This is a genomic window from Streptomyces sp. G7(2002) (assembly GCF_028870195.1).
GTDB classification, from domain to species: Bacteria; Actinomycetota; Actinomycetes; order Streptomycetales; family Streptomycetaceae; genus Streptomyces; species Streptomyces nigrescens.
The window spans coordinates 1,163,683-1,188,860 of record NZ_CP102609.1 but is presented as its reverse complement, the minus strand read 5'-3'; the positions used below and the strand labels follow the sequence as shown (position 1 = coordinate 1,188,860).

Genomic DNA, 25,178 nt, shown 5'->3' with positions numbered 1-25,178 from the left:
TGTGCGGCGTCGTTCGCGCGGGTCTGCAGGAAGAAGTGGCCGCCGTCCGGCAGCTCGTGGAGGTCCACGCACTCGGCCAGTTGCCGCCAGTCGAGATAGCGCCGGGGGAACTCCGCCGTGTGCGGATCGTCGGCGGCGACGACCACGGTGACCGGCGCGGACAGCCGCACCGCCGGTGTGGTGTCCACCGCGTCACCGAGCAGCTGCGCGCCGAGGAAGACGCGCCGGACCTCCACCCCGCGCTGCTCCAGCCGCTTGGCCGTCGCCACGGCGAAGGCCGTTCCCGACGACTGGCCCCACAGCCGCAGCCCGGTCAGACCGAGGCCGATGATCTCGTCGGCCACCTGCTCGGCGATCTGCTCGGCCACCTGGGCGACCGGCACGCACGGCTCCTCCGCCGCGGCCGTGCCGGACACGGGCAGGGCGACGGCGTAGAGCGCGGGGCCGCTGCGCCGCAGTGCCTCGGCCAGCGCCTGGAACTCGCCGGTGTTCCCCCGGACACAGGGGAAACACACCAGGGAACCTGCCTGGGCGTCACCCGGTTCCGACAGGGGACGCAGTATTCCGGGGCGTCGCCCGGACCCGCCGTCGACCTGCCGGGCGAGCGCGGCGAGGACCGGGTGGCGGGTGACGTCCTTGACGGAGATCATCCGGTCCAGGGAGACCGCGAGTTCCACGGCCGCCAGCGAAGTGCCGCCGCAGTCGAAGAAGTTGTCCTGCCGGCTGATCCGGTCCTGCGGGATGCCGAGCACCTCGGACCATGCCGCGGCCAGCCGCCGTTCCGTCGGGGTACGGGGTGCGTGATAGGTGTCCTCGACAGCGTCGAGTCCGCCGGCGAGTGCCTCCAGCGCCTTCTTGTCGATCTTGCCGTTGGCCGTCAGCGGAAGACTCTCCCGCCAGAGGAAGACCGACGGGACCATGTACTCCGGCAGCAGCTCGCCCAGCCGGCCCCGGAGGACATCGGCCTCCAGCGACTGCCGGCCGGAGTAGAACGCCACCAGGCGTTTGCCCTGTCCCGCCCGCTGGGTGACCACCACCGTGCCGTCACCGACCCCGGGCACCCGGAGCAGGGCGTTCTCGATCTCGCCCATCTCGATACGGAACCCACGGATCTTGACCTGGCTGTCCCTGCGGCCGAGGAACTCCAGCTTTCCCTCCGGAAGCCAGCGGCCGTGGTCGCCCGCCCGGAAGAGCCGCCGCCCGGGGTGGTGCGGGTCCGGCAGGAAGGACTGGCGGGTGCGCTCGGGATCGTTGATGTACCCGCGCCCGACGCAGACCCCGGAGAAGACGATCTCTCCGGGAGCGCCGAGCGGCACCGGCGCCAGGTGCTCGTCCACGACGTACACCCGCACATTGCTGACGGGGCGTCCGAGCGGGATCCGCTCGCTGTCCGGCACCCGGTCCATGACCTCGTGATTGGTGTCGTCCGAGGTCTCGGTCAGACCGTAGGCATTGACCAGCCGGATCCCGGGCCGGGCCGTGAACCAGCGTTGGACCAGCTCCTTCTTCAGCGCCTCGCCGGTCACCGACACGCACCGCAGGTCGGGCAGTTCGCGAGGCCGCTGCGCGAGCGAGGACAGGACGACATCGAGGTACGACGGGACCACCTGGAGCACCGTGGCCCGTCCGTCGGCCACCGTGTCGATGAAGCGCCCCACGTCCAGTACGGCCGCCTGCTCGACCAGCAGGGTCCGGCCACCGACCAGCAGCGCCGAGAGCAGCTGCCACAAGGAGATGTCGAAGCACTGGGGCGCGGTCTGGGCGACCACCTGCCCCTCGCCGATCGCCAGGTCGTCGATCTTGGCGTAGAGGTGGTTGAGCATGCCGAGGTGCTCGCACATCGCGCCCTTGGGCTCGCCGGTGGAGCCCGAGGTGAAGTAGATGTAGGCCAGTTGGTCCGGGCCGACCCGGACCCCGGGGTCACTGTCGGCGTGGCTCGCTCCGCAGACGGCGTCGATGAAGAGGGCCTGGACTCCGCCGGGCACCGAGGCGAGGGCCCGGTCGAGGCCGGCGCTGCTGCCGGGTTCGGTCAGCACCTGCCGGCATCCGGCACGGGAGAGCATCAGCGCGATGCGGCCGGGCGGGAAGTGCGGCTCCACGGGCAGGTACACCCCGCCGGCCTTGAAGATCGCGATCACCGCGGCCATCCACTCCAGGTTGCGCTCGGTGACCACCGCGACGACGTCCTCGCGGCCCAGCCCGCGGGCCAGCAGGGCGTGCGCCAACCGGTTGGCGCGGGCGTTGAGTTCCCGGTACGTCCACCGCCGGCTCCCGTGCACGGCGGCCACGGCGTCCGGGTGCGCCCGCACCCGCTGCTCGAACACCTCGTGGAACCGGCGGTCCGGCAGCCGCCGGACCGGACCGGCCAGTCCTTCGAGCTGCAGCCGGAGTTCCTCGGCGGACAGCAGGGACTGCCTCCGGTGCTCGGCCTCCGGATCGGCGGCGAGCAGAGTGAGCGCGGTGACGTAGTAGCCGCCGATTCTGGCGGCGCAGTCCTCGTCGAGCACATCGGTCCGGTACCGCAGTCGCAGCACCTCCCGGCCGTCGTGGCGGGCGAGGGCCACCCACAGCACGGTGTCGCCGACCGGACTGCCTTCCTCGCCGGGCAGGTCGAACACGGTCTCGGGGGATTCCCCGTCCGGACCCGCTTCCGGTCCGGATGCGTCGGCCGGGAAGCGCCGGTGCTCCAGCAGGCCGACCTCTGCCCGGTGGGTGTCCAGCAGGAGGCCCCGCCAGGAGGCGGCCGCGGTCGTCAGCCGGCACGGCAGCGGTGTGCCGCCCCGCTCGGCGAGGTAGCCGGTCGCGACCTCGTGGTCACCGGACAGCACGGCGAGCACCTTGGCGTGCGCGGTCAGCAGCACCGAACTCAGCGGCACCCGCAGGGTGTCGGCCAGCCGGCGCAGCACGGCCGGCAGGTGCTCGGGGAGGACCGTCTCGTGCTCGGCGGTGCCCGGTACCGGGACGCGGGTCCATCGCGGGACCTTGGTGAACGCACCGTCGGTCAGCACACCGCGTCCGTGGGCGGTGTGGGCTGTCATGGATGTGGTCATCGGCCTCTACCTCCATCCCTCGCCGGCGTCCCGGCCGCAGATCTGCCGGGCAGGATTCCCACCCCAGTGCGCGTCGGGCGGGACGGCCTCGCCCTTCATGAGGAAGGAGTCGGGCGCGAGCACCGCCCCGTCACCCATGGCCACGCCGTAATGGACGAAGGCACCGACGCCGAGCGTGCAGCCCGCTGCGATCGTGCTGCGGTCGGACTTGAAGGTGCCGTCCTCCTGTGAGTGGCACTGGACGACACTCCCCGCGTTGAGGGTGCAGCCGTCCCCGATGGCGACCAGGGTCCGCTCGGTCAGATAGCAGCCGTCGTCGAAGACCTTGCTGCCGATGCGGACCCCCAGCAGCCGCCAGATCAGGTTCTTGAACGGGGTGCCGTTGAAGAGCAGCAGATAGGTCTCCGCGGGCACCTTCCAGAAGCGCTCCCGCCGCCAGAAGCGCGGATCGTAGATCGAGCAGAACAGCGGGACCAGGGGACGGAACACCGTCACGATCCGTTCGACCAGCACGAAGTAGACGACACCGGACAGCAGGACCAGCACATTGCCCAGCGCGATCGCCAGGGCGCCGAGGGAGTCGTAGAGCTCGGCGGAGACCGCCACGAGGAGGGTGAACCAGTAGAAGTAGAGCCACCGCACCAGGAGGTAGAGCCCCATGGTGGCGGCGTTGTGCCGGTTCTTGGCGGCGAGGTGGCGGCTCAGCTGCGCGCCGTTCTTCAGCTGGTCGAAGGTGCTGTCCCGCTGGACCGAGCGGGGGATCTCAAAGCTGGGTGAGCCGAGCAGCCCGACGCCCTCCCGGACCTCGCCGTCGACCGGGACCATGACCTTCGTCGCGAGCAGGCAGTTGTCGCCCGTCTTTCCCCGCGAGGGGTAGGCGATCCGGTTCCCGAGGAAGTTGCGTGGTCCGATCGAGGTCCGGGAGACACGGAAGGACGTGTCCGAGAAGTCGGCGTTCATGACCGACAGGCCGTCGGCGACCATCGTCCCGCTCCCGACGGAACTCAGGTACGGCGTCTCGTGCTTGACCTCGGTGCCGAAGTTCGACCCGGTCTGTTCGATCCGGGAGAGGTCGTAACCGAGGCAGCGCAGATAGTGCACGATCGCGGAGCTGTCGCCGAACAGGCGCATCAGGAACTTCCGGTTGGTCGTGAGGGCGATCAGCCGGTGCACCCCGTAGTGGAAGCCGTACAGCGGATAGACCTTGCCCGGCGTGATGGTCCGGCTGAGGAGCCGGGGGACCGTGGCCTGGAAGAGGAGGCCGAGGGGCACGGCAGCGAAGAAGAGCAAGGACACCACCAGGGCGTCCACGTAGAACGTCCCGTGGGTCAGCGCCGTGGGGCCGGGTTCCAGGACCGCGGAGAGCTGCGGTGCCTCGGCCAGCAGGATGCCCACGCCGCCGACCGCCAGCGGCACGTACAGGAGCAGCAGGGTCGCCAGCTGCAGGAAGCTGTGCACCGTCCTGCGCACGGCACCGCACACCGCCGGGTCCACGGCGCGGAAGTCCACCTCGGTTCCGGTCCGCTGTGCCGGTGAGCCGTGCCAGCGCTCGCCGTCAGGCACCATCTGCCCGCTGTGCAGGGACGAGGCATGGCCGAGCTGGGCCCCGTCGCCCAGCGCGGTGTCGATGTCGAGCACAGTGGCCTCGCTGATGACCACGTTCTGCCCGAGGACCACCGCGCCCGTCTCGATCAGCCCGGCCTGTGCCCGGTAGCAGTTGAGGAACGAGTCCTTGCGGATGACGGTGCCGTCGCCGACGGCCAGCAGATCGGTGCACACCGGCACATTGCGCGAGAAGACCGCGACGCCTCGCCCGATCTTCGCGCCCAGTGCCCTGAGGTAGAGCGTGTAGAGCGGCGAACCGACGAACACGACCAGCGGGTTCGCGCGGATCAGTGTCTTGACGACCCAGAAGCGGACGTACGGCAGGCTCCAGACGGGGAACTGCTGGGGCTTCCACCGCCCGATGAGGACCCACTTCACCAGGACCGGAAAAGCACACAGGAGCAGCAGACCGGCCGCGCCCCACAGGACCGACCGCAGATAGCTGTCGAACAGACCCGTCCCGGCGGCGATCCACTCATAGCCCCAGGCCGTGAGGACCGCGACGAGACAGGAGTACCCGAGGAACGTCAGAAGCTGCAGCGCTCCGCACAGGAGGTACCGGGGGGTGCCCGCGAAGGCCGGGGCCGGAGGGGGCGCCGGGGCCGCGGCTGGGGCCGGGGGCGGGGCCTCGGCCGGGAAGGACGGTGTGGAGTCCGCCAGAGCCGTCGCCAGCGCCCTGATCGTCGGATACCGGTAGATGTCCTTCATCGAGACCGGCGGCAGGTCGGCGCGCTTCCTGACCCGCGCACAGAAATGTGCCATCACCAAGGAGTCGGCGCCCAGGTCGTCGAAGAAGTGCCGGTCCACCGGCGTCTGCCCCGTACCCATGACCTCGGCCAGTGTTGCGGCGAGGGCGCCCTCGACATCGGGGGCGGGGGCGTCCACACCGCACCGGCCGGCTGAGGACTCCTCCGGATACGAGGTCAGTTCTTCGACCGGCTTTCCGACCATGGCGGCCTCCCTGAAGAAGCGCCGGCCGCTGTCGTCCGGCACTTCGGTCCCGTAGGCGCTCGGTCCGCGTCGCACGGGCAGTTCCTAACGTGTATTCGAGGCCCGGACCGGTGTGGATTCATCAATGGGGATTTTTCTGCTTCCGGGAGTTGCCCCGTTCCCTTGCGCAAGAGCTCCAAAGCCGGGATGACCTGCGACTTCGTGCCCCTTACCGGCCCTTGTCCGGGCGCTGGTTCCGAGTCCCGCGCGCGAGGGCGCCCGGCGGGCGAGGAGTCAAGGGGCGGGGGCCCGGCCGGGGGCCCACTCAGCCGAACGGGCGCCGACCGGCTGCGTTCTCCGTGAGGGGGCGTCAGCCTGGGAGAGCGCGGCCGGTGCGTGACCACGCGCCCCGCGCACTCCATCCCGAAAACACGGTCCACACCAGACGGACGAGGGGACGGTTCGACACGTTGTGAGGCGCATTTCGCACACCGCGTCCGAGGGGCCCCGGCCCCCGGAGCGGTCTGCCGCGGACCGTCGCGTGGACGGTCTGCTCGTGCGGGTCGCCCAGGGTGACGAGAGTGCGTTCGTCGGCGTGTACGACGCCCTCGTGGTGCCCGTGATGGGCCTGGCCTACCGGATCCTGCGTGACGAGGCGCAGGCTGAAGAGGTGACTCAGGACGTGATGCTCGAAGTATGGCGGAAGGCCGACCGGTTCCGTCCTGACCGCGGTGCCGCGAAGTCGTGGGTCCTGACACTGGCCCACCGGCGGGCGGTGGAGCGGGTGCGGTCGGTGCGGGCCGGTGTGGAACGCGAGCGCAAGGCCGCGCAGTTGTCCCACCAGACCGCGTTCGACGAGGTGGTGGAGGCCGTCGAGGAGCGGGAGGAGAGGGCCCAGGTGTACCGCTGTCTGGCCGGCCTCGTGAACACCCAGCGCCTGCCGCTGGTCCTCGCCTACTACCAGGGGCTGACCTACGCGGAGGTCGCCGAGGCCCTGTCCACCCCCGCGGGCACGGTGAAAACGAGGATGCGCACCGGCCTGCGGAGACTGCGCGTCTGTCTGGGAGGCCGCTGATGTCTGCCGTCGAGGATCCGCACCAGGCGGTCGGGGCGTACGTCCTGCACGCCCTTCCGCCCGAGGAGGCGGCCGCCTTCTCGCACCACCTGGCCGGCTGTGACGCCTGCACCCGGGAGGTCGCCGACCTGGAGGCCACCGTCGCGTGTCTGGCCGACGCGGAAGCGGTGACCCCGCCCGATGCGCTGCGACAGCGGGTCCTCGCACGGATCGCGACCACCGCCCAGGAGCATCTGCTCCGCCGCGAGCCGTCCCGGCGCGAGGGACCGCGACTGGACCTCGAGGTCTGACCGGCAGCGCGGCGGGCGCATGCGGTGCCCTCGGCCAGGCGGCCGCGCCCTCCCGGCCCCCGGGCAGTGTGGTCCGACCACACGCCCTGTGTGACATAGTTTTTGCACGGGGCATGAGGCCGAGCCGGGGAGTTGGGGATGACCGCCGAATGGCGACCTGTGCGGCAGTCGCGCACACATGAGCTCGTGCTGGAGCGCATCGAGGAGCGGGTGCTCGCCGGAGAACTCAAGGCCGGGGACCGGCTGCCGCCCGAGCGCGAGCTGGCGCCGGTCCTCGGCGTCAGCCGGTCCGCGCTGCGCGAGGCGCTGCGGGTGCTGGAGACGATCGGGGTGCTGGTCGCCCAGGCCGGGCGCGGGCCGGACGCCGGGGCGCGGATCGTACGGAACCCGGACGATGCGCTGGGCCGGCTGCTGCGCCTGCACTTCGCCCTGGGCAGTTACCGCCTGCACGATGTGCTGGAGGCCCGGGTGGTCCTGGAGCGCTCCAGCTTCGAGGCGGCCGCGGAGCACGCTTCGGCGGCGGACCTCGACGAGGCGGAAACGCTCCTGGGGCATATGCGGGAGCCGGGAGTGGCGGCCGCCGACTTCAACGACCTGGACACCCGGTTCCATGTCGCCATCGCGCGCAGCTCGGGCAACCAGCTGACCTCCACCCTCACCTCGGCGGTGCGGGAGTCGGTGCGTCCGCTGATCCTGCGGGCGCTGGAGACGGCGGAGGACTGGCCGGCCACGGCGGAGGCGCTGAACGCCGAGCACACCGAGCTGCTGCGGCTGGTGCGGGCGGGCAAGGGCGCACAGGCCGCCGATCTGGCCGAGGCGCATATCCGCGGTTTCCACGGCAGGCTGGTCGACGAGAACGCACCGCAGGAGCAGGAAGAGGCGGAGGCACAAGGGGACGAGGGCCGGGCGGCCACGGACCGCTAGGCGGCGCCGTCGGGCGGGAAGCGGCCGGGGAGGTCATGGCACCCGAGCCCGAGCCCGAGCCCGCCCGCGGCGGGGCGGGAGGGAGCGGCCCGGCCGCCCCCTCCCGCACACCTACGGCAGCATCCAGGACAGCACCGGAAGCGACTGCAGGAACACCAGGACGCACAGGACCGCCAGCATCGCGACGCTGTATCCGGCGACCTTGCGCAGCAGGATCCGCTCGGTGCCGGGCCGTTCCACCGCGGTGGCCGCGATGGTCAGGTTCTGCGGGCTGATGAGCTTCCCGACCACACCGCCCGTGGTGTTGGCGGCCACCAGCAGGGTCGGGTCGAGGCCCGCGGTTTTGCCGGCGGTCTGCTGGAGGGTGGCGAACAAGGCGTTCGACGAGGTGTCCGAGCCGGTGACGGCGGTGCCGAGCCAGCCGAGGACGGGGGAGAGCAGGGCGAAGAGTCCGCCGGCGGCGGCGAGCCAGGTGCCGATGGCGAGGGTCTGCCCCGACTGGTTCATGACGTAGCTCAGGGCCATCACGGTGGCGACCGTGGCGATGGCGGTGCGCATGTTCCTCACGGTGCGCCCGGCGCAGGTCAGGCCCATGCGCGCGGTCATCGGGTAGCGGTCGGCGTCCTTGGCGCGGCTGTAGACCAGCATCACGAGGAGCCCGGAAAGGATCAGCAGGGTGCCGGGATTGCCCAGCACCTCCAGCTTGTAGACCGCGCTGCCCGCGGGGGAGCCGTCGGGGGCGAGGAGGCTGCCGTACAGGCCCGGCCAGTCGATCTGGACGGCGAGCGAGCCGAGCAGTGCGGGCATGTCGAGTCCGCCGAGGTCGAGCTTGGCGAGCGCGAAGACCGCGATGACCAGGAGGTACGGCAGCACGGCGAGGACGGTGCGGCGGCGGGTGAGCCGTTCGGCCCCGACCTGGGAGCGCTGGTCGTCCGGCGTCGTGGGGCTCCAGAAGCGCAGCATGACCACCGCGGCGCCGAAGCCGGCGAGTGCGGCGACGACATCGGTGAGCTCGTAGGCGAAGTGGGACGAGCACCAGAACTGGGCCAGGGCGAAGACGGCCCCGGTGGCCAGGGCGATGGGCCACAGCTGCCGCAGGCCGCGCCACCCGTCGACGATGAAGAGCAGCAGCTGCGGAACGAAGAGGGCGAGCAGCGGGCTCTGCCGGCCGATGACCGCGGCGAGGGACTCCGCGGGGATGCCGGTGAGGTTGGCCGCGGTGGTGATGGGAATGGCCATGGCGCCGAAGGCGACCGGCGCGGTGTTGGCGACCAGGACGGTCACGGCCGAGGTGAGCCGGGGCAGTCCGAGCGCCATCAGCATGGCGGCGGTGATCGCGACGGGCGCGCCGAAGCCGGCGAGGGCTTCGAGGAGCCCGCCGAAGCAGAACGCGATGAGCATGGCCTGGATGCGCAGATCGCCGCGGCCGACGGAGTTGAAGCAGCGGCGCAGGTCGTCGAAGCGGTTGCTGACCACGGTGAGCTCGTAGAACCAGATGGCCGACACGACGATCAGCATCACCGGGAACAGGCCGAAGGCCAGGCCCTGGGCGGCGGACAGCGCGCCGAGCCGCAGCGGCATTCCGTAGCCGAGGACCGCGACCAGGAGGGCGGCCAGCAGGGCGCCGAGGGCGGAGTGCAGTGCGGAGCGCTTGGCCGCCATCAGCAGCAGGAAGAAGGCCGCCAGGGGGATCAGGCCCAGTAGGGCGGTGGTGGTGAGGCTGTCCCCGACGGCGGCCACGTCGGGGGTGTAGGCCGCCAGGGCAGCGGGCGGAGTGGTGGCCACGGAGTGCTCCTCATCGAGTCTGCGCGCCGCCCGGCCGTCGTGAACGTCCCGTCCCCGGCCATCGCGGCGCCGTGTGGCTGGCGAAGGTCCTCAGTAGCCCACCGAAGATGTCGCATGTCAATAAGGTCGGACCAAACTGCGTCCTTACTTTTCTTCTTCGGTTCGAAGCGAGTATGGTCGGACCATAAGCGCCAGGGAGGCTCTATGCGCATCGCACTCTTCGCCACCTGTCTGGGAGACACGCTCTTCCCGGAGGCGGTGAAATCCACCGCGGTCCTGCTGGCCCGTCTGGGCCATGACGTGGTCTTCCCGCCGCAGCAGACCTGCTGCGGCCAGATGCATGTCAACACCGGCTATCAGCGCGAACCGGTGCCGCTGGTGCGGAACTTCGCCGAACAGTTCGGCGACCCCTCGATCGAGGCGGTGGTGGTGCCGTCGGGCTCCTGCGCGGGCTCGGTCCGCCATCAGCACCAGGACGTCGCCGAACGCTACGGGGACGCGGCCCTCCGCGCCGGCGTGGCCACCGTACGGACCAAGACGTACGAGCTGTCCGAGTTCCTCGTCGACGTCCTCGGCGTGACGGACGTCGGCGCGTACTTCCCGCACCGGGTGACCTACCACCCCACCTGCCATTCGCTGCGGATGCTCCGGGTCGGTGAGAAACCGCTGCGGCTGCTGCGCGCCGTCGAGGGCATCGACCTGGCGGAGCTGCCCGAGGCCGACGTCTGCTGCGGCTTCGGCGGCACCTTCGCGGTCAAGAACGCCGAGACGTCCACCGCGATGCTGCGGGACAAGATGGGTCACATCACCGGCACCGGGGCCGAGGTGTGCACGGCGGGCGACTCGTCCTGTCTGATGCATATCGCCGGCGGTCTTTCGCGCATCAGGGCCGGTACCCGGACCCTGCACCTGGCGCAGATCCTCGCTTCCACCCGCACCGTGCCCCACGTCCTGACGGAGGCCGCCCGATGAGCAGTCCGACCGGCCCCGCGACGAACGGCACCTTCCTCGGTATGCCGGCCGTCCCCCCGCGCTCCCCGTACGGGACGGGGCATCTGCGCGGTGAGCGCACCTTCCCCCGGGCCGCCCATGACGAGCTGGACAACGAACAACTGCGCCGCAACCTGGGCAAGGCCACCCACTCCATCCGCGCCAAGCGCCTGGCCGTCACCGGTGAACTGCCCGACTGGGAGCAGCTGCGCGACGCCGGGTCGGCGATCAAGACGGACACCATGAACCGGCTGCCCGAGCTGCTGGAGCAGCTGGAGCGGAAGGTCACCGAGCGCGGCGGCACCGTCCACTGGGCCCGGGACGGCGTCGAGGCCAACGAGATCGTCACCCGGCTGGTACGGGACACCGGCAGCGACGAGATCCTCAAGGTCAAGTCGATGGCCACACAGGAGATCGGCCTCAACGAGCACCTGGAGAGCCAGGGGATCGCGGCGCTCGAAACCGACCTGGCCGAGCTGATCGTGCAGCTCGCCGACGACCGGCCGTCGCACATCCTGGTGCCCGCGATCCACCGCAACCGTGACGAGATCCGGGAGATCTTCCTCCGGCACATCCCGGGCGTCGACCCCGCACTCGACGCCGACCCCGCCCGGCTCGCGGCCGCGGCGCGCACCTTCCTGCGCGAGAAGTTCATGACGACCAAGGTGGCAGTCTCCGGCGCCAACTTCGGGATCGCCGAGACCGGCACCCTGGCGGTGGTCGAGTCCGAGGGCAACGGCCGGATGTGTCTGACGCTGCCTCAGACGCTGATCACCGTCATGGGCATCGAGAAGGTCCTGCCACGCTTCGAGGACCTGGAGGTCTTCCTCCAGCTGCTCCCGCGCTCCTCGACCGGTGAGCGGATGAACCCGTACACCTCGCTGTGGACGGGTGTGACACCGGGCGACGGCCCGCAGGAGTTCCATCTCGTACTGCTCGACAACGGGCGGACCGCGGCGCTCGCGGACCGGATCGGTCGCGCGGCGCTCAACTGCATCCGCTGCTCGGCCTGTCTCAACGTCTGCCCGGTGTACGAGCGGACGGGCGGCCATGCCTACGGATCGACGTACCCCGGCCCGATCGGCGCGGTGCTCACCCCGCAGCTGGCCGGTATGCACGGCGCCAAGGACGATCCCAACAGCTCGCTGCCGTACGCCTCCAGCCTGTGCGGGGCCTGCTTCGACGCCTGTCCGGTGAAGATCGACATTCCGTCGCTCCTCGTCGAGCTGCGGCATCAGCACACCGAGCAGTCGGGTACGACCGCGGAGAAGCTGGCGATGAAGGCCGCGGCCACGGTCATGAAGCGGCCCGGACTGTTCACCACCGCGCAGAAGGCGGCAGGGCTCGGACGGGTGCTGGCCGGGCGGGACGGCACCCTCTCCCGTCTGCCACCACCGCTCAACGGCTGGAGCGACAGCCGTGACACGCCCGCCCCGCCCCGGCAGTCCTTCCGCTCCTGGTTCGCCTCCGCCGAGGGCGCGGCCACGATGCGGGCCGCGGCGGCGGAAGGCGCCCGGCACACCGACGACGCTCCGCAGGAGGACTCGTGACCGCGACCGCACGGGACACGGTGCTCCGCCGTGTCCGCGACGCCCTGACCCTTTCCGACGGGCCCGAGGTGACCGTCCCCCGCGCCTATCGCACCGGCCGCGCCCTCCCCGACGAGGAGCGGCTCGCCCTCTTCGTCGACCGGCTCGTCGACTACCGGGCGCAGGTACGCACCTGCACCGCCGGAACCACCGCGGCGGTGCTCGCCGAGGTGCTGCGGGCCCACGGTGCACGGAGGACCGGGGTCCCGCCGGGGCTCGATCCGGCCTGGCTGGCCGGGTACGACGGGGAGACGGTGACGGATTCCGCTGACGTTCCGGCGCCCCGGCTCGATGCGCTGGACGGGGTGGTGACGGCCTCGGCCGTCAGTTGCGCCGAGACCGGCACGATCTTCCTGGACGGTGCCGCGGCGGATCAGGGCCGGCGCGCACTGACCCTCGTCCCCGATCTGCATGTCTGTGTCGTCGACCTGTCATCGGTGCGGACCGGTGTGCCGGAGGCGGTCGCGCAGTTGACACCGGAGCACCCGATCACGCTGATCAGCGGCCCCTCGGCCACCTCCGACATCGAACTGGAGCGGGTGGAGGGGGTGCACGGCCCGCGCACACTGGTGGTGGTGATCCGCACCGATGCGTGAGCGGCCGGTGGCATTCCTCGGGACCGACTGATCTACCGGGCCTGCTGCGCCGCCCGCCGCCAGGCCGCTTCGCGCAGCAGCCGCAGGCCGTTGAGGCCGACGACGACGGTGGAGCCCTCATGGCCGAGGACGCCCAGGGGCAGCGGGAGATCGCCGATCAGGTCCCAGAGGACCAGACCGGAGAGGAACACCGACGCGAGCACCAGGTTCTGGACGACCAGCCGGCGGGCCGTGCGGGACAGCGCGATCACGGCGGGCACGGAGGTGAGTTCGTCCCGGACGATGACCGCGTCGGCGGTCTCCAGGGCGAGGTCGGAACCGGCCCGGCCCATGGCGATCCCGGTGTGCGCGGCGGCCAGCGCCGGAGCGTCGTTCACCCCGTCACCCACCACCAGCACCCGGTGCCCGGCCGCCTCCTGTTCACGGACGGCACCGACCTTGTCCTGGGGCAGCAGTCCGGCCCGGACGTCCGTGATGCCGACCGCGGCGGCGAGCCGGGCGGCGGCGCGCGGATTGTCGCCGGTCACCAGCGTCGGCGTCCGTCCGGTGAGCGACCTGAGGCCGGTGACGGTGGCCGCCGCGTCGGGGCGCAGTTGGTCGGCGAGGCCCAGCACCCCGGCCGGCACCCCGTCACACAGGACCAGTACGGCGGTGTGCCCGGCCTCCTCCAGCTCGCTGACGAGGGCGCCGGCCTCCGCGGCGGCCGGATCGCCGTCGGGCAGCAGCCGGGCCGGGGCGCCGACCGCGACACGTGTTCCGTCGACAGTGGCCCGTACGCCGGTGCCGGGGGAGGCGGTGAACTCCCCGGCGGCGGGCAGGACCAGACCGCGGGCGCGGGCGGCGGCCACGATCGCACGGGCCAGGGGGTGTTCGCCGCCGTGCTCCGCCGCGGCCGCCCGGGTCAGCAGGGTCTCCTCGGTCGCCCCCGATCCGGACAGCGGGCGGATCGCGGTGAGTTGCGGGGTGCCCGCGGTCAGGGTGCCGGTCTTGTCGAGTGCGACGGTGTCCACCTGGCCCAGGCGTTCCATGACGACGGCCGACTTGACCAGCACCCCGTGCCGTCCGGCGTTGGCGATGGCCGACAGCAGCGGCGGCATGGTCGCCAGCACCACCGCGCACGGTGAGGCGACGATCATGAAGGTCATCGCCCGCAGCAGGGAACGAGCCGGATCCGCGCCGAACACCAGCGGGATCGCGAAGACGGCGAGGGTGACGGCCACCATGCCGACCGAGTAACGCTGTTCGACCTTCTCGATGAACAGCTGGGTAGGCGCCTTGGTTTCGGACGCCTCGGCGACCATGGCCACGATCCGGGCGAGGACGGAGGCGTCGGCGTCGCGCTCGACCTTGACCCGCAGCGCGCCGGTGCCGTTGAGGGTGCCGGCGAACACCTCGTCACCGGGCTCCTTGGTCACCGGCAGGGGTTCACCGGTGATGGTGGCCTGGTCGATCTCGCTGATCCCGTCCAGTACCCGGCCGTCCGCGCCGACCCGTTCGCCCGGACGGACCAGGACGGTGTCGCCCACGACAAGGTCCGCGGTGGCCACGGTCGTCTCACTGCCGTCGTCGGCCAGCCGGGTCGCGGTGCTCGGGGCGAGATCGAGCAGACCGCGCACCGAATCCTGGGTGCGGGCGGTGGCCAGCGCCTCCAGGGCACCGGAGACGGCGAAGATGACGATCAGCAGCGCACCGTCCCGGACCTGGCCGATCGCGGCCGCCCCGAGCGCGGCGACGATCATCAGCAGATCCACATCCAGGGTCTTCTCCCGCAGCGCCCGCAGTCCGGACCAGCCCGGCTCCCAACCCCCCGTCACATAGGCGACGGCGTACAGCGGTCCCCACACCCAGGCCGGTGCTCCGGTGAGCTGCAGCAGCAGCGCGAGGAGGAACGCGAGGGTGGCGGCGGCCGCCCAGCGGGCCTCGGCCTGCGCGAGGACCCGGGTGCGGCGTGGGGCACCCGGGCGCGTCGTGGAGGTCTGGGGCGGACGCTGCAGCACGGCAGAAGGCATGACGGAACAACCCTTCGCGGGCGGGGGAACGACAGGGGCACCACCGTACCGGAACAAATGAAGAGGTCTTCATTTATCGTCGTTAGGATGGCCCTTATGGGCCACGGAATGGATGACCACCGCACTACGACCCGCGAGCGCCTGGACGCGGTGGGAGCCGCCGATGTCGCCGCCACCCTCCAGGCCCTGTCCACCCCCTCCCGGCTGCACATCCTGGCCCGCCTCCAGGAAGGCCCCTGCGCGGTCGGCGACCTCGCCGCCGCCGTCGGCATGGAGCAGTCCGCCTGCTCCCATCAGCTCCGGCTGCTGCGCAACCTCGGCCTGGTCACCGGCGAACGCAACGGCCGCTCGATCGTCTACGCCCTCTACGACCACCATGTCGCCGAACTCCTCGACCAGGCCCTCTTCCACGTCGAGCATCTGCGACTCGGTATCCGTGACACCCCGTCAGGGACGGCGGACGCCGTGCACGGCTGACGGGCCGGGGAGGCCACGCCCGCCTGTGCCGCCCTCGACGGCCACCTCCGGGCGACGGCCGCCGCATCCTCCCGGCCGCTCGACCTCCCCGCCCGGTCCCTACAGGGTCCGGTTGTCCAGCACCGCCACCGCACGCCGTACGCGGGCGGTCTCCTCGGTGTCCACGTCCCCGATGAGCAGGTCCGCCGCGGAGCCCAGTTGCGCGCGTACGGTCCCGTCGGGGCCGATCAGCGCGCTGTGCCCGACGCCGGTCGGTGTCTTGGTGGGGGCCTCCGGATCGGCCTGCGGATCCGGGGCGGCCTGGTCGACGGCCGCCAGCCAGACCGTCGCGTCCAGGGCGCGCGCCCGTACCAGCAGGTCCCACTGTGCGCGCTTGCCCGGCCCCGCGGCCCAGGAAGCGGGCAGCACCGACACCGTTGCCCCCGCATCGGCGTGCGCCCGGAACAGCTCGGGGAACCGCAGGTCGTAGCAGGTCGCCAGGCCCACCCGGACCCCGTCGACATCGATGGTCACCACGCGTGTGCCCGGGGCAACCGTGTCGGACTCCCGGAACCCGAAGGCGTCATACAGATGGATCTTGTCGTAGGACTCCTCGACCCCGGGCCCGGTGGCCAGCAGGGTGTTGGCCACCCGCCCGTCGGGCGTCGGGGTGAACATGCCCGCCACCACCGTCACACCCGTCTCCCGGGCCACCGCCCGTACGCCCTCCGCCCACGGCCCGTCCAGCGGCTCGGCCACCTGCCCGAGCGAGGCCCCGAACCGCACCATGGCCGCCTCCGGAAGGACCGCCAGCCGGGCCTCCTCGCGCGCCGCACGGCGGACCTGGTCCTGGACGTGCGCGAGGTTCTCCTTCGGATCGGTCGATGCCGTCATCTGGCACAGCGCGATACGCATGCGGATCTCTTCTCTCTCGTGCCGCTCGGTCTCTTCTGGCCTGGTACGGGGCGCCGCCCCGGCCCGTCTCCCGCGCCGGACGCACCCCTGACCATCCTGCCTGCCGGCCACCCGGCGCCGGCCGTCAGGCGGGTGTACTCCTCCTCTTCTTCCTCCTCATCATCGTGCGCCGGACTCCGCCCCGGCGGCACGTCCACGCGGGACCACGGCGGTCCCGGCCACCTCAGTGACGCGGCCTGGGCCGTGGAGATGCGGGCCGGTCGCGGAGGAGCGCCGGCGCCCCGACGAGGACTGCGGCGCCCCGGCTCATGGCGGGCGGCCGGCTCGCGGCGGACGGGCAGTTCTTCGCGGACGGGCGGTTCTGCGCGGATGTCCGCACCGGATACGGTGATGTCACGTGGATCTCCCGCGTTCGTAGGTGAGTTGGGGGGCGCGGCAGCGTCAGCCGCGGGCGGGCAGTTCGTCCCGGGACTTCTGCCGGCTTCCTGGTCTCGATCCACGACGCCGACAACCGCGGGCAGACTTTCGGCCAAGTCAGCAGCGCGTTCATCCGCGTGGTGAACCAGGCCGATGGCCAGGAGCTCGCCTGCTATGACCTCAGCGAAGAGGCGTCCACGCAGACGGCGTTGATCTTCGGCGAGGTCTACCGGCACGGCGGCGAGTGGAAGTTCCGCGCCGTTGGCCTGGGGTATGTGTCAGGGCTGCGAGGCATCGCTCTAGACTTCGGGGTCAATGTTTCGCAAAGCCAGGTACGGCGCGGGGGAGCCCCGTACAAAACGATTGGGTAGCCAGTGCTTCTGAAAACGTTCGGCTGGTCGTTCGCGGTCACCGCGCTCGGCCTGGTCGCGGCGGTGTTCTACGGGGGGTGGACCGGCTTCGGGATCGTGGCGATCCTGTCCATCCTCGAGATCTCGGTGTCCTTCGACAACGCCGTGGTCAACGCCGGGATCCTGAAGAAGATGAATGCCTTCTGGCAGAAGACCTTCCTCACCATCGGCGTCCTGATCGCGGTCTTCGGCATGCGCCTGGTCTTCCCGGTCGTGATCGTCGCCATCAGCGCCCAGATCGGTCCGATCGAAGCGGTACAGCTCGCGCTCGACGACAAGGACAAGTACCAGCAGCTGGTGACCGACGCCCACCCGTCGATCGCCGCCTTCGGTGGCACGTTCCTGTTGATGATCTTCCTTGACTTCATCTTCGAGGACCGGGACATCAAGTGGCTCGGCTGGCTGGAGCGTCCGCTCGCCAAGCTCGGCAAGGTCGACATGCTCTCCGTCTGCATCGCGCTCATCGTGCTGCTCGTCTCCGCGATGACCTTCGCCACCAACGCCCACCAGCACGGCGGCATCCATGTGGACATGACGGAGACCGTCCTGATCGCCGGCATCGCGGGCTTGATCACCTACCTGATCGTCGGCGGCCTCTCCGGCTTCTTCGAGAACAGGCTCGAGGAAGAGGAGGAGCGCGAGCACGAGGCCGAGGAAGAGGCCAAGAAGAGCGGCAAGAAGGTCCCGGCGGTCGTGATGGCCGGCAAGGCCGCGTTCTTCTTGTTCCTCTACCTGGAGGTCCTGGACGCGTCCTTCTCCTTCGACGGCGTCATCGGCGCCTTCGCGATCACCAACGACATCGTCCTGATGGTGCTCGGCCTCGGCATCGGCGCGATGTACGTCCGCTCGCTCACGGTCTACCTGGTCCGCCAGGGCACCCTCGACGACTACGTCTACCTGGAGCACGGCGCGCACTACGCGATCGGCGCCCTCGCCGTGATCCTGCTCGTCACCATCCAGTACGAGATCCACGAGGTCATCACGGGCCTCGTCGGCATCGTTCTGATCGCCTGGTCCTTCTTCTCCTCGGTGCGGCGCAACCGCAAGCTGGCGGCGGCCGAGGGAACGGACACGGTGTCCAACGAGAAGGCCGAGGTCTCCTCCGGCGTCTGAGCCGGGCCGCCAGAACCCTTCTGACCTGCGCGGCCGTGCGCTCGGGGTGCTCCTTCTTCAGCGCCATCGCCGGCTCGGCCACCTCCGGCGGCGTGCGCGGCTGGGACTGGCACGGAGAGGGCGCCAGGGCTCGAACCCGCCCTGGCGCCACTCCCCAGGAACAACCCGCCGAGCATCAGAGGCAGTTGGTGTTGATCGACGATCAAGGTCAGGTCGGCGACAGCAGTCTTCGTTTGATATACAGGCATAATGCCTTTACAGCGCCCCTTCCGCTTCGGTGTCAACATGTTCGTTCCCGGTTCGCGACGCGAGTGGAGCGCGAAGTGCCGCAGAGCTGAGGAACTCGGTTTCGATGTAGTCGGAGTGGCTGATCACCTGGAGTTCTCCGCGCCGTTTCCAGCAATGGTGCTCGCAGCCGAAATGACCGAACGGGTACGGCTGAGTACGTTCGTGTTGAACACACCGTTCTACAACCCCGTCCTTCTCGCGCGTGACGTGGCGAGCACCGACCAATTCATCGACGGGCGTATGGAACTCGGGCTCGGCGCAGGCTACGTGAAGGCCGAGTTCGACACCGCGGGGATACCGTTCCCCAGCGGCGGAAGTCGGGTCGAACAGCTGGAACAGACGGTCACCACGTTGCGTCGTCTCTTTGAGGACACGGAATATCAGCCGCGTCCGGCCCAACCGTCCGGGCCACCACTGCTGATTGGGGGCTGGGGCGACCGGCTGCTGCGGCTGGCCGCCGCGCACGCCGACATCATCGCCCTCACCGGAGGCTGGGCCAACACCACCGGTGATGTACTCCAGCTGGCCGGAGCCGCGCAGACGGAAGAACGGGTCGCCTACGTGCGCGGACTGCTCGGTGACCGCGCCGACGCCGTGGAGCTGAATCTCATGGTGCAACAGGTGATTCCGCCCGCCGAACGCACCGCGGTACCCGACAGGTTCGAGCCGTTGCCGCCCGACGCCGAGCGCGGCTCCGAGGAGCCGCCCAGTGTGTTGTCGGGAACCCCGGCGGATATGGCACAACAAATCAAGGAACGCCGCGAACGCTACGGCTTCACCTACTTCACGGTCATGGAATACAACATGGAGAACTTCGCGCCGGTCATCGCCGCGCTGCGCTGAACTACACAATTCTCCGCAATGCCGCCGGCGACGGGGGCTGTGACCGAAAGAGGTGACCCGATTCCTATCGGCGCCAGAATTAGTGGTGGAGCGGCCGGCGGGCATCGCGCGCCCGCCGACCAGGAAAGCCCCACGACGCTTATGCTGCTACGCCACGGTGAGACGGCATTGACACCGGAGAAGCGGTTGTCCGGCAGCGGCGGCTCCGATCCGGCGTTGTCGGAGACCGGGCGACGGCAGGCCGAGGCCACCGCGAGGATGCTCGCGGCACGCGGCGCGGTGCAGGCGGTGGTGTCCTCACCGCTGCGCCGAGCCCAGCAGACGGCCGAGACAGCGGCACGACGGCTGGACCTGGAAGTCCAAGTCGACGAAGGGCTCACCGAGGCGGACTTCGGTGCCTGGGAGGGACTTACGTTCGCCGAGGTGGGCGAGCGCTACCCGGACGAGCTGGCAGCGTGGCGCGCCTCTGCGGCGGCGGTGCCGGGCGGAACCGGGGAGACATTCACCGCGGTCGCGCGCCGGGCCGCGCTCTCGCGGAACCGGCTCCTGGCGCGGTACGAGGGACAGACGGTGTTGGTCGTTTCGCATGTCGGGGTGTTGCGGACGCTGGTTCGGCTGGCGCTGGGCGCGCCGCCCGCGTCGCTGTTCCGGATGGAACTGTCGGCGGCCTCGCTGTCGGCCGTGGCCTATGACGGCGAGGGGAATGCGTCGGTGCAATTGCTGAACGACACCTCGCACCTGACGGACCACCGCTGACCTCGGCAGCCGATGGGGCGGTGCTCGGCACCGCCCCATCGGCGGTCAGCGTCGAATTGTCTTGGTGCGCATGAGGAATTCAGCGAGGTAGCCGTCGTGCGGCAGTCCGTGCTCCATCCACGGTGTCGGATGGTCACCGACGTAGACGTTGGCGATGGTCGGCTCGGCCACCAATGCGTCGATCAGGTCCTCGTCGGTGGTGACGGCAGTGAGGACGAGGGTGTCGCGCAGCGGCCGGATCCCGGCGTCGCGGTCCCACGGTGCGACCCACGCACAGGGGAAGCCCAACTCCATCCCGAGCTGTTCGGCGAACGGGCTGTCGAGCTGGTGCACCGCCGGCCGGAGCACCGCGGAACCATCGCCGAGATCGTCGGCGATACCGTCACCGCCGAGCCACGCCTTGGTGCCCGCTGCCCGCTGCCGCAGAGCCCCGTCCCACCGACGGGCGGGACCGACGGGCATCACGGGCAGGACTGCGCGTTCGTCCGTCGCGGGCAGGCTGGGCAGGGCGGCGAGGCGTTCGGCGATCGCCGCGGCCACGGGGGAAGGGTCGCCCTCGACCAGTACGCCGGTGGCGTTGACGCAACCGACGCCCCCACCACTGCTGATCGACTCCACGATGGTGTCGACGATCGGCTCCCACTCGGTTTCGGCGGTGATGAGGATCTTGGAGCGCCCGGGGCCCTGCGGCAGAATGCGTCCGTCGCCCGCGTATTTGCCCACGACATCCGCACCGCCGTACACCATTCCCAAGTCGGCGTGCCGGAGGATGTCGTCGGCCACGTGGTGGTCGGTGGGCAGAAAAGCGATTCCCTCGTCGCCGAAACCGGCCTCGCGCAGGGCAGTGATCAGCCGATGTGGGGTGAACGGCTCACGACGGGACGGACGCACGGCAACGCGATAGCCGAGCGCGAGGGCATCGAACCAACCCTGGTGCACCGCAGGGTGATTGCCCGCCGCATGGACGGCGAACACCTCACCGCGCCGGGTCCACACCGCCGCACCGCCCTGAGCCCGCGGATCGCGCCACGAGCCGACCGCGGCGGCCGGCCGCGCGTTCTCCACGGTGTGGTGGATCCGCTCGGCGGCCCGCGCGATTTCGTCGGTGGCATTGCGCACCACCGTGATCGGTATCCCGGTGACGGTGCTGACGGTGTGCTGGTATTCCTCCGGCGTCAGTCCCGCGATCGACTGCGTGGCGAAAGCCCGGCCCGCCTGTGCGAACGCCGCGATCCGTGCGTCGACGGATAGCGCCGGCGCTCGGCGCAGGGCCTTTATCGCGCGGGTGATGTAGAGCGAGGGCGCGAGACTCAGTGTCGCGACCTGGTTTCCGAAAAGATCTCGAATGGTCTCCTGGCGCCGGGACCGATAGTGGCCGCCGGGGCCGAGAACGTCCAGGGACAACATCAGTACACGCCCTCGATCACCTTCGTATCGCCGAAGGACGCCACGGGTGCGACGTCCGCGACCGCATCACCGAAGCCGCCGTCCATCGGTGCGATCCGGGTTGCGTAGTCCCGCTCGATGTTGTTGACCAGCAGGGCAGTTCGGCTCATGTGATGCACGACTATCTGCCCGCGCTGGCCGTAGGGCACCACCTGGCCGGTGTCGGGGTCGATCACCCGGAATGTGGTGTACGGAGCGAAGGAGTCGAACACGCACGGCTCGTCGTCGCCGAGGCCGGGGCGCTCCACCGATGTCCCCAGCATCATCGTGCCGCCGTACCCGCCGACGAACTTGGCGTTTCCGAACACCTCGTCGCGCAGCAGATCCCGGGTGTCGGCGTCCAGATGGGTACCGCCCCAGATGATCGCGCGAACCTTCCGGTTCACCAACTCGACCAGATCGTCGTGCTGCGCGAGGCGCTCCAGCATCGGCGGGGTGGCGAAGAGAACGCCCACATCCTGGGCGGCCAGGATGTGGCCGACCTGTTCGATGAGGTGATCGGTGTAGGCGTCGGCCACGTCCGTCCGGCCCTGTGCGAGCAGCTTCTTCACCCATCGCGGGTCCAGATCGATGCTGAAGTTCAGCCCACCTCGAATCATCGCGGTGTCGACCGCCATTGCTCCGACGTTGTGCGGCCCGGTGGGAACCGCACTCAGCCAGTCGACATTTCGAGGTACGCCGTGAGCATCCAGTCGCTCACTGAACCATTCGACGTTGCCCCGCTGCCACTCCGCGGCGTACGCCACTCGCTTGGGCTGGCCTGTGGTACCGCCGCTTTCGTAGACGGCCACCCCGTGCTCGTCACCGTAGCCACGAGGAATCAGCTCACGGACGCCGATATCGCGCAGCTCGTCCACCACATTGGGAAACAAGCCGAGGTCGTCGAAATCCCGGACATCGGTCAGCGGATCGAAGTCGAGGTTCTTGGCCCGTTTCAGCCAGAACGGTGACCCGGTCTCCGGACTGAAGTGCCACCGCATCATCTCCCGAACGAACTCTCCGCCAGCGTGCTCGACCATGGATTTTCCTCTCGAAAGAACTGATCTCCGGCGGCGGCCACCACCACCGGCTCGCAACGCCGATTACTTCCTTTGTTGGCTACCCGGTCTCGGCCGAACCGCTGAGGCAGCGGGCGGTGGAGAGCCCGGACGTGTCGGTCCAGGACTCCTTGTCGAGCACGAGGTCTCGGATGATCTCTCCGGCGGCAGGTGCCTGGCACAGTCCCTGACCGGAGAATCCAGCCGCGTAGAGGAACGGGCGGGCGGGATCACGGCCGATGAAAGCCATCCCGTCCGGGCTGACATCGAGGTCTCCGCTCCACCCGGTCTCGAGGCCGTTGCCTGCGAGGGCCGGGAAGGCCGTGCCGAGGTGGTGTGACACCCGTTGCAGCCAGGCCTGCCGGGTTTCGTCCGGAGCGGGGCGGCCCATCCCGACGAGGATGCGGTCACCCCAGCTTCGAATCCGCAGGCTGGACGGGTGCATGGTCATCGGCAGAGGGTCGCTCGGGGCACTACTGGGGGTGTCGGTCAGGAGCATGTCGACGGGGTATGTGGTCACAGGAAGGCGCACGTCGGCCATGGCGGCGACCGTTCCCGCCCAGGGGCCTGCCGCGCAGACGACGGTGTCGGCGCGGATGCTGCCCGCGGGCGTGTGGACCCGCCCATCCGGGTCGATGCCGGTGACGGGTGTTTCCGTGCGCAGGATGGCGCCGGCCTGCTGGGCGGCTGTGGCATAGCCGCGCACGATCGCGGCGGGATCGCAGGCGTAGGCCTCGGGCGACCAGGCTGCCGCCAGGATGGTTCGCTCGTCGACCAGCGGGTTCAGCCGCGCCGCTTCAGCAGCGGTCACGAGTTCGACATCCACTCCAGCTGCCTGCTGGGCGGCTTGGGTGTGCCGGAAGTCCTGCACCTGGTGGTCCTCGGTGAACAGCACAAGGAGGCCGATACGCTGCAAGCCGAGGTCGATTCCGGTCCGTTCGGCGAGGGCGTGGTAAGCCGCCAGGCTCCGGACGGCAAGGCTGCTGATGAGAGGCTTGCCGGGGAAGTAGGTACGCACAACGCCCGCAGTGGTTCCGGACGATCCCGATCCGAGCGCGCCACGCTCCAGCAGGACGGTACCGACGCCTGCCTCGGCGAGCCGGCACGCTATGGAGCTGCCGATGACGCCCCCGCCGATGACGACGGCGTCCGTGCGTTCAGGGAGTTGGTTCACGACTGGCGGACCGTTTCGTGGGGGCGCAGCTGGCGCAGGTGATCTCCGGCGTCCCACGGGTACAGGTGCAGATTCCAACCACCCAAACAGTTGACGTAGAGGGCCAGCTGGCTCACCACACTCAGGAAATCGTCGCGATCGAGCTGGTCGAGGCAGTTCAGGAAGCGCTGGGTGAAACTCCACAGCTGCTCCAGGCCGCAGTAGCCCAGGAACTCGGCCGGAAGACCGACCAGCAGGCGCGCCATGTGACGCAATGAATCCATCGGCATGCCCTGGACCGCGGCCCGGACCAGACCACCGTAGGTGGCATACCCCAGCGGGCGGGTCTCACCGTTGACGAACAACAGAGTGGGCAACACCGTCTCAAAACTCCCTGCCCCGGAAGGGATCAACCCCGCGTGGAGGTCAGCGAGTTCCTGTGGTGCGGACAGCCAAGCCCGCTCGGTCGCGGTGTACACGTCGTGGATGAGACGGTTCGCGTCGGGATCTGCGGCGGTCAAATGCGGAATACGGTGGCCGCCTTCGGTTCCCGCCTTGCGGACCTCCGCCAGGATCGGCTTCTTCGTCGAATAGACCGAATCCCAGATCGCCTTCCCGGCCTCCAGCAGTGCGGGCAAATCCTCCTGCCGGATCTGGCCCACCGGGGAGGCCGGCATCGGTTCGGTCAACGTGCCGTACTTGATGCCTAAATGCTGTAGAGCGGAGCAGAATACGGTCCCATCGGGCGCCTCGCGTCGGTCCGGGATCCGAGTGGACGCGGACAGATGCAGCAGCGACGGTATCGGTGCCGCGTGATAGAGATGCTGTCCCGCCACCAGCGCGTGTCCCTGCAGACTCTGGTAGGGCAATGCCTCCCACAGCGCGTCGGCGAGTTCAGCGTTGCGACCGTCGAGTTCCGCGGTCACGGTGATACCCAGGTCGGGCCAGGCGATCTCGATATGCCGACCGGAAAATGTTGCAGTCAAGATTTTCCCCTTCGTATCAGTGAGATGTCGCCGCTGCTGTTTCTCTGCGAAAGAGTCACGGGCGGAGTCGGTTTACTACGTCATCGTGGAGATGGTCGTCTCGACGGCATCGGCATCGGCATCGGCATCGCCCCGGCATCCCGCAGGGTCTTGTGCAGCACGCGCCAGCCGTCGAGAGCTGGGCGAAGGGCCGCTCGGCGGCGGACTCGATGATGCCGTCGGCGTGGGCGGCGGTTCAGATCGTGCGTGGAGCCGGCCCGGGCCTCGCCGAGGAAGACCAGCTCCCCTCGGTGGCCAGGCCGGTGCGGCGCCAGGCGGACATCGCGGACATCAAGGCGCCGTTCAGCAGCAGACGCCACCCTTCCCCGGAGGCGGCGAGGGAGTCGGCCAGGCTGGGGGGCCGGCGCGGCGAGGGCATCGATGCCCTCGTTGACGTAGCGGCGGGTGGTCTCGGTGCCGATCCCGAAGCGGCATCCGAGCAGTTCAAAGGTGTCGCCCTTGGCGAGGAAGGCCAG

General features: G+C 70.0%; 18 protein-coding genes and 3 pseudogenes. 11 read left to right on the top strand and 10 right to left on the bottom strand.

Going from position 1 to position 25,178, the window contains the following annotated elements:
- Positions 1–272 precede the first annotated feature (272 nt).
- Positions 273–3,038, bottom strand: a pseudogene (locus NUT86_RS04550) (non-ribosomal peptide synthetase); the annotation flags it as partial.
- Positions 3,039–3,056: 18 nt separating this feature from the next.
- Positions 3,057–5,606, bottom strand: a complete 2,550-nt coding sequence (locus tag NUT86_RS04545) for a Pls/PosA family non-ribosomal peptide synthetase (protein WP_446750819.1) — start codon at positions 5,604–5,606, stop codon at positions 3,057–3,059.
- 460 nt (positions 5,607–6,066) lie between these two features.
- Between NUT86_RS04545 and sigK the strand changes: the two genes are divergently transcribed.
- The 3 genes from sigK to NUT86_RS04530 all read left to right on the top strand — a co-directional run bounded on the left by sigK (position 6,067) and on the right by NUT86_RS04530 (position 7,874).
- Positions 6,067–6,660 carry an ECF RNA polymerase sigma factor SigK gene (gene sigK / locus NUT86_RS04540; protein ID WP_148588343.1) on the top strand — a complete coding sequence of 198 codons (594 nt, stop codon included), beginning with the start codon at positions 6,067–6,069 and terminating at the stop codon, positions 6,658–6,660.
- Entirely contained in the window at positions 6,660–6,950 is a 291-nt protein-coding gene (locus NUT86_RS04535; protein ID WP_274733555.1) for a zf-HC2 domain-containing protein, read from the top strand. The genes sigK and NUT86_RS04535 overlap by 1 nt, the downstream gene beginning before the upstream one ends.
- 138 nt (positions 6,951–7,088) lie before the next feature.
- Entirely contained in the window at positions 7,089–7,874 is a 786-nt protein-coding gene (locus NUT86_RS04530; RefSeq protein ID WP_159491078.1) for a FadR/GntR family transcriptional regulator, read from the top strand.
- Positions 7,875–7,985: 111 nt separating this feature from the next.
- Here NUT86_RS04530 and NUT86_RS04525 read toward each other — a convergent pair whose 3' ends face one another.
- Positions 7,986–9,659: an L-lactate permease gene (locus tag NUT86_RS04525; RefSeq protein ID WP_274733552.1), complete on the bottom strand. Its 1,674-nt coding sequence runs from the start codon at positions 9,657–9,659 to the stop codon at positions 7,986–7,988.
- Positions 9,660–9,863: 204 nt separating this feature from the next.
- Here NUT86_RS04525 and NUT86_RS04520 point away from each other — a divergent pair, with 204 nt between their 5' ends.
- The 3 genes from NUT86_RS04520 to NUT86_RS04510 are packed head-to-tail and all read left to right on the top strand — an operon-like array spanning position 9,864 to position 12,834.
- A complete protein-coding gene (locus NUT86_RS04520; RefSeq protein ID WP_266439586.1) occupies positions 9,864–10,631 on the top strand; it encodes a (Fe-S)-binding protein in 768 nt (255 codons plus the stop codon).
- On the top strand, positions 10,628–12,199 hold the full coding sequence (locus NUT86_RS04515; RefSeq protein ID WP_266439587.1) for a LutB/LldF family L-lactate oxidation iron-sulfur protein: 1,572 nt from the start codon (positions 10,628–10,630) through the stop codon (positions 12,197–12,199). Before NUT86_RS04520 ends, NUT86_RS04515 begins: the two co-directional genes overlap by 4 nt.
- Positions 12,196–12,834: a LutC/YkgG family protein gene (locus NUT86_RS04510; RefSeq protein ID WP_159491086.1), complete on the top strand. Its 639-nt coding sequence runs from the start codon at positions 12,196–12,198 to the stop codon at positions 12,832–12,834. The genes NUT86_RS04515 and NUT86_RS04510 overlap by 4 nt, the downstream gene beginning before the upstream one ends.
- A 32-nt stretch (positions 12,835–12,866) precedes the next feature.
- On the opposite strand, the gene NUT86_RS04505 is transcribed toward NUT86_RS04510, so the two are convergent.
- Positions 12,867–14,843: a heavy metal translocating P-type ATPase gene (locus tag NUT86_RS04505; RefSeq protein ID WP_274733548.1), complete on the bottom strand. Its 1,977-nt coding sequence runs from the start codon at positions 14,841–14,843 to the stop codon at positions 12,867–12,869.
- 96 nt (positions 14,844–14,939) lie between these two features.
- On the opposite strand from NUT86_RS04505, the gene NUT86_RS04500 reads away from it, so the two are divergent.
- Positions 14,940–15,320, top strand: a complete 381-nt coding sequence (locus NUT86_RS04500; RefSeq protein WP_148588334.1) for an ArsR/SmtB family transcription factor — start codon at positions 14,940–14,942, stop codon at positions 15,318–15,320.
- A 99-nt stretch (positions 15,321–15,419) separates the two neighbouring features.
- Here NUT86_RS04500 and NUT86_RS04495 read toward each other — a convergent pair whose 3' ends face one another.
- Entirely contained in the window at positions 15,420–16,214 is a 795-nt protein-coding gene (locus tag NUT86_RS04495) for a carbon-nitrogen hydrolase family protein (protein WP_109887708.1), read from the bottom strand.
- Positions 16,215–16,696: 482 nt separating this feature from the next.
- Between NUT86_RS04495 and NUT86_RS04490 the strand changes: the two are divergent.
- The 4 genes and pseudogenes from NUT86_RS04490 to NUT86_RS04475 all read left to right on the top strand — a co-directional run.
- A pseudogene (locus tag NUT86_RS04490) lies at positions 16,697–17,002 on the top strand (TerD family protein); the annotation flags it as partial.
- Positions 17,003–17,005: 3 nt separating this feature from the next.
- Positions 17,006–18,154 (top strand): DUF475 domain-containing protein, encoded by a 1,149-nt coding sequence (locus tag NUT86_RS04485; protein ID WP_159491090.1) that lies wholly within the window; start codon positions 17,006–17,008, stop codon positions 18,152–18,154.
- Positions 18,155–18,403: 249 nt separating this feature from the next.
- Complete coding sequence (locus tag NUT86_RS04480; protein ID WP_159491092.1) at positions 18,404–19,285, top strand: LLM class F420-dependent oxidoreductase; 882 nt, start codon at positions 18,404–18,406, stop codon at positions 19,283–19,285.
- A gap of 27 nt (positions 19,286–19,312) precedes the next feature.
- Positions 19,313–20,041 (top strand): annotated as a pseudogene (locus NUT86_RS04475) (histidine phosphatase family protein); the annotation flags it as partial.
- A 45-nt stretch (positions 20,042–20,086) separates the two neighbouring features.
- Here the strand turns inward: NUT86_RS04475 and NUT86_RS04470 are convergent.
- From NUT86_RS04470 to NUT86_RS04450, 5 genes are all read right to left on the bottom strand, one after another.
- Complete coding sequence (locus tag NUT86_RS04470) at positions 20,087–21,448, bottom strand: aldehyde dehydrogenase family protein (protein WP_159491096.1); 1,362 nt, start codon at positions 21,446–21,448, stop codon at positions 20,087–20,089.
- A complete protein-coding gene (locus NUT86_RS04465; protein WP_274733545.1) occupies positions 21,448–22,506 on the bottom strand; it encodes an AMP-binding protein in 1,059 nt (352 codons plus the stop codon). Before NUT86_RS04465 ends, NUT86_RS04470 begins: the two co-directional genes overlap by 1 nt.
- A 79-nt stretch (positions 22,507–22,585) precedes the next feature.
- Positions 22,586–23,698 carry an NAD(P)/FAD-dependent oxidoreductase gene (locus NUT86_RS04460; RefSeq protein WP_274733543.1) on the bottom strand — a complete coding sequence of 371 codons (1,113 nt, stop codon included), beginning with the start codon at positions 23,696–23,698 and terminating at the stop codon, positions 22,586–22,588.
- The gene (locus tag NUT86_RS04455; protein ID WP_159491100.1) at positions 23,695–24,663 is read right to left on the bottom strand and encodes a cucumopine synthase-related protein; all 969 of its coding nucleotides are present in this window, start codon (positions 24,661–24,663) and stop codon (positions 23,695–23,697) included. Before NUT86_RS04455 ends, NUT86_RS04460 begins: the two co-directional genes overlap by 4 nt.
- 235 nt (positions 24,664–24,898) lie before the next feature.
- Positions 24,899–25,081: a hypothetical protein gene (locus NUT86_RS04450; RefSeq protein WP_274733541.1), complete on the bottom strand. Its 183-nt coding sequence runs from the start codon at positions 25,079–25,081 to the stop codon at positions 24,899–24,901.
- Between the last annotated feature and the right edge of the window lie 97 nt (positions 25,082–25,178).

Bases quoted from the DNA above. Each gene is read 5' to 3' on its own strand.
- NUT86_RS04480 (WP_159491092.1), top strand. From the start codon at position 18,404: ATGCCTTTACAGCGCCCCTTCCGCTTCGGTGTCAACATGTTCGTTCCC.
- NUT86_RS04505 (WP_274733548.1), bottom strand. From the start codon at position 14,843: ATGCCTTCTGCCGTGCTGCAGCGTCCGCCCCAGACCTCCACGACGCGC.
- NUT86_RS04515 (WP_266439587.1), top strand. From the start codon at position 10,628: ATGAGCAGTCCGACCGGCCCCGCGACGAACGGCACCTTCCTCGGTATG.
- NUT86_RS04495 (WP_109887708.1), bottom strand. From the start codon at position 16,214: ATGCGTATCGCGCTGTGCCAGATGACGGCATCGACCGATCCGAAGGAG.
- NUT86_RS04530 (WP_159491078.1), top strand. From the start codon at position 7,089: ATGACCGCCGAATGGCGACCTGTGCGGCAGTCGCGCACACATGAGCTC.
- NUT86_RS04465 (WP_274733545.1), bottom strand. From the start codon at position 22,506: ATGGTCGAGCACGCTGGCGGAGAGTTCGTTCGGGAGATGATGCGGTGG.
- NUT86_RS04450 (WP_274733541.1), bottom strand. From the start codon at position 25,081: ATGCCCTCGCCGCGCCGGCCCCCCAGCCTGGCCGACTCCCTCGCCGCC.
- NUT86_RS04545 (WP_446750819.1), bottom strand. From the start codon at position 5,606: ATGGTCGGAAAGCCGGTCGAAGAACTGACCTCGTATCCGGAGGAGTCC.
- NUT86_RS04520 (WP_266439586.1), top strand. From the start codon at position 9,864: ATGCGCATCGCACTCTTCGCCACCTGTCTGGGAGACACGCTCTTCCCG.
- NUT86_RS04535 (WP_274733555.1), top strand. From the start codon at position 6,660: ATGTCTGCCGTCGAGGATCCGCACCAGGCGGTCGGGGCGTACGTCCTG.
- NUT86_RS04500 (WP_148588334.1), top strand. From the start codon at position 14,940: ATGGGCCACGGAATGGATGACCACCGCACTACGACCCGCGAGCGCCTG.
- NUT86_RS04470 (WP_159491096.1), bottom strand. From the start codon at position 21,448: ATGTTGTCCCTGGACGTTCTCGGCCCCGGCGGCCACTATCGGTCCCGG.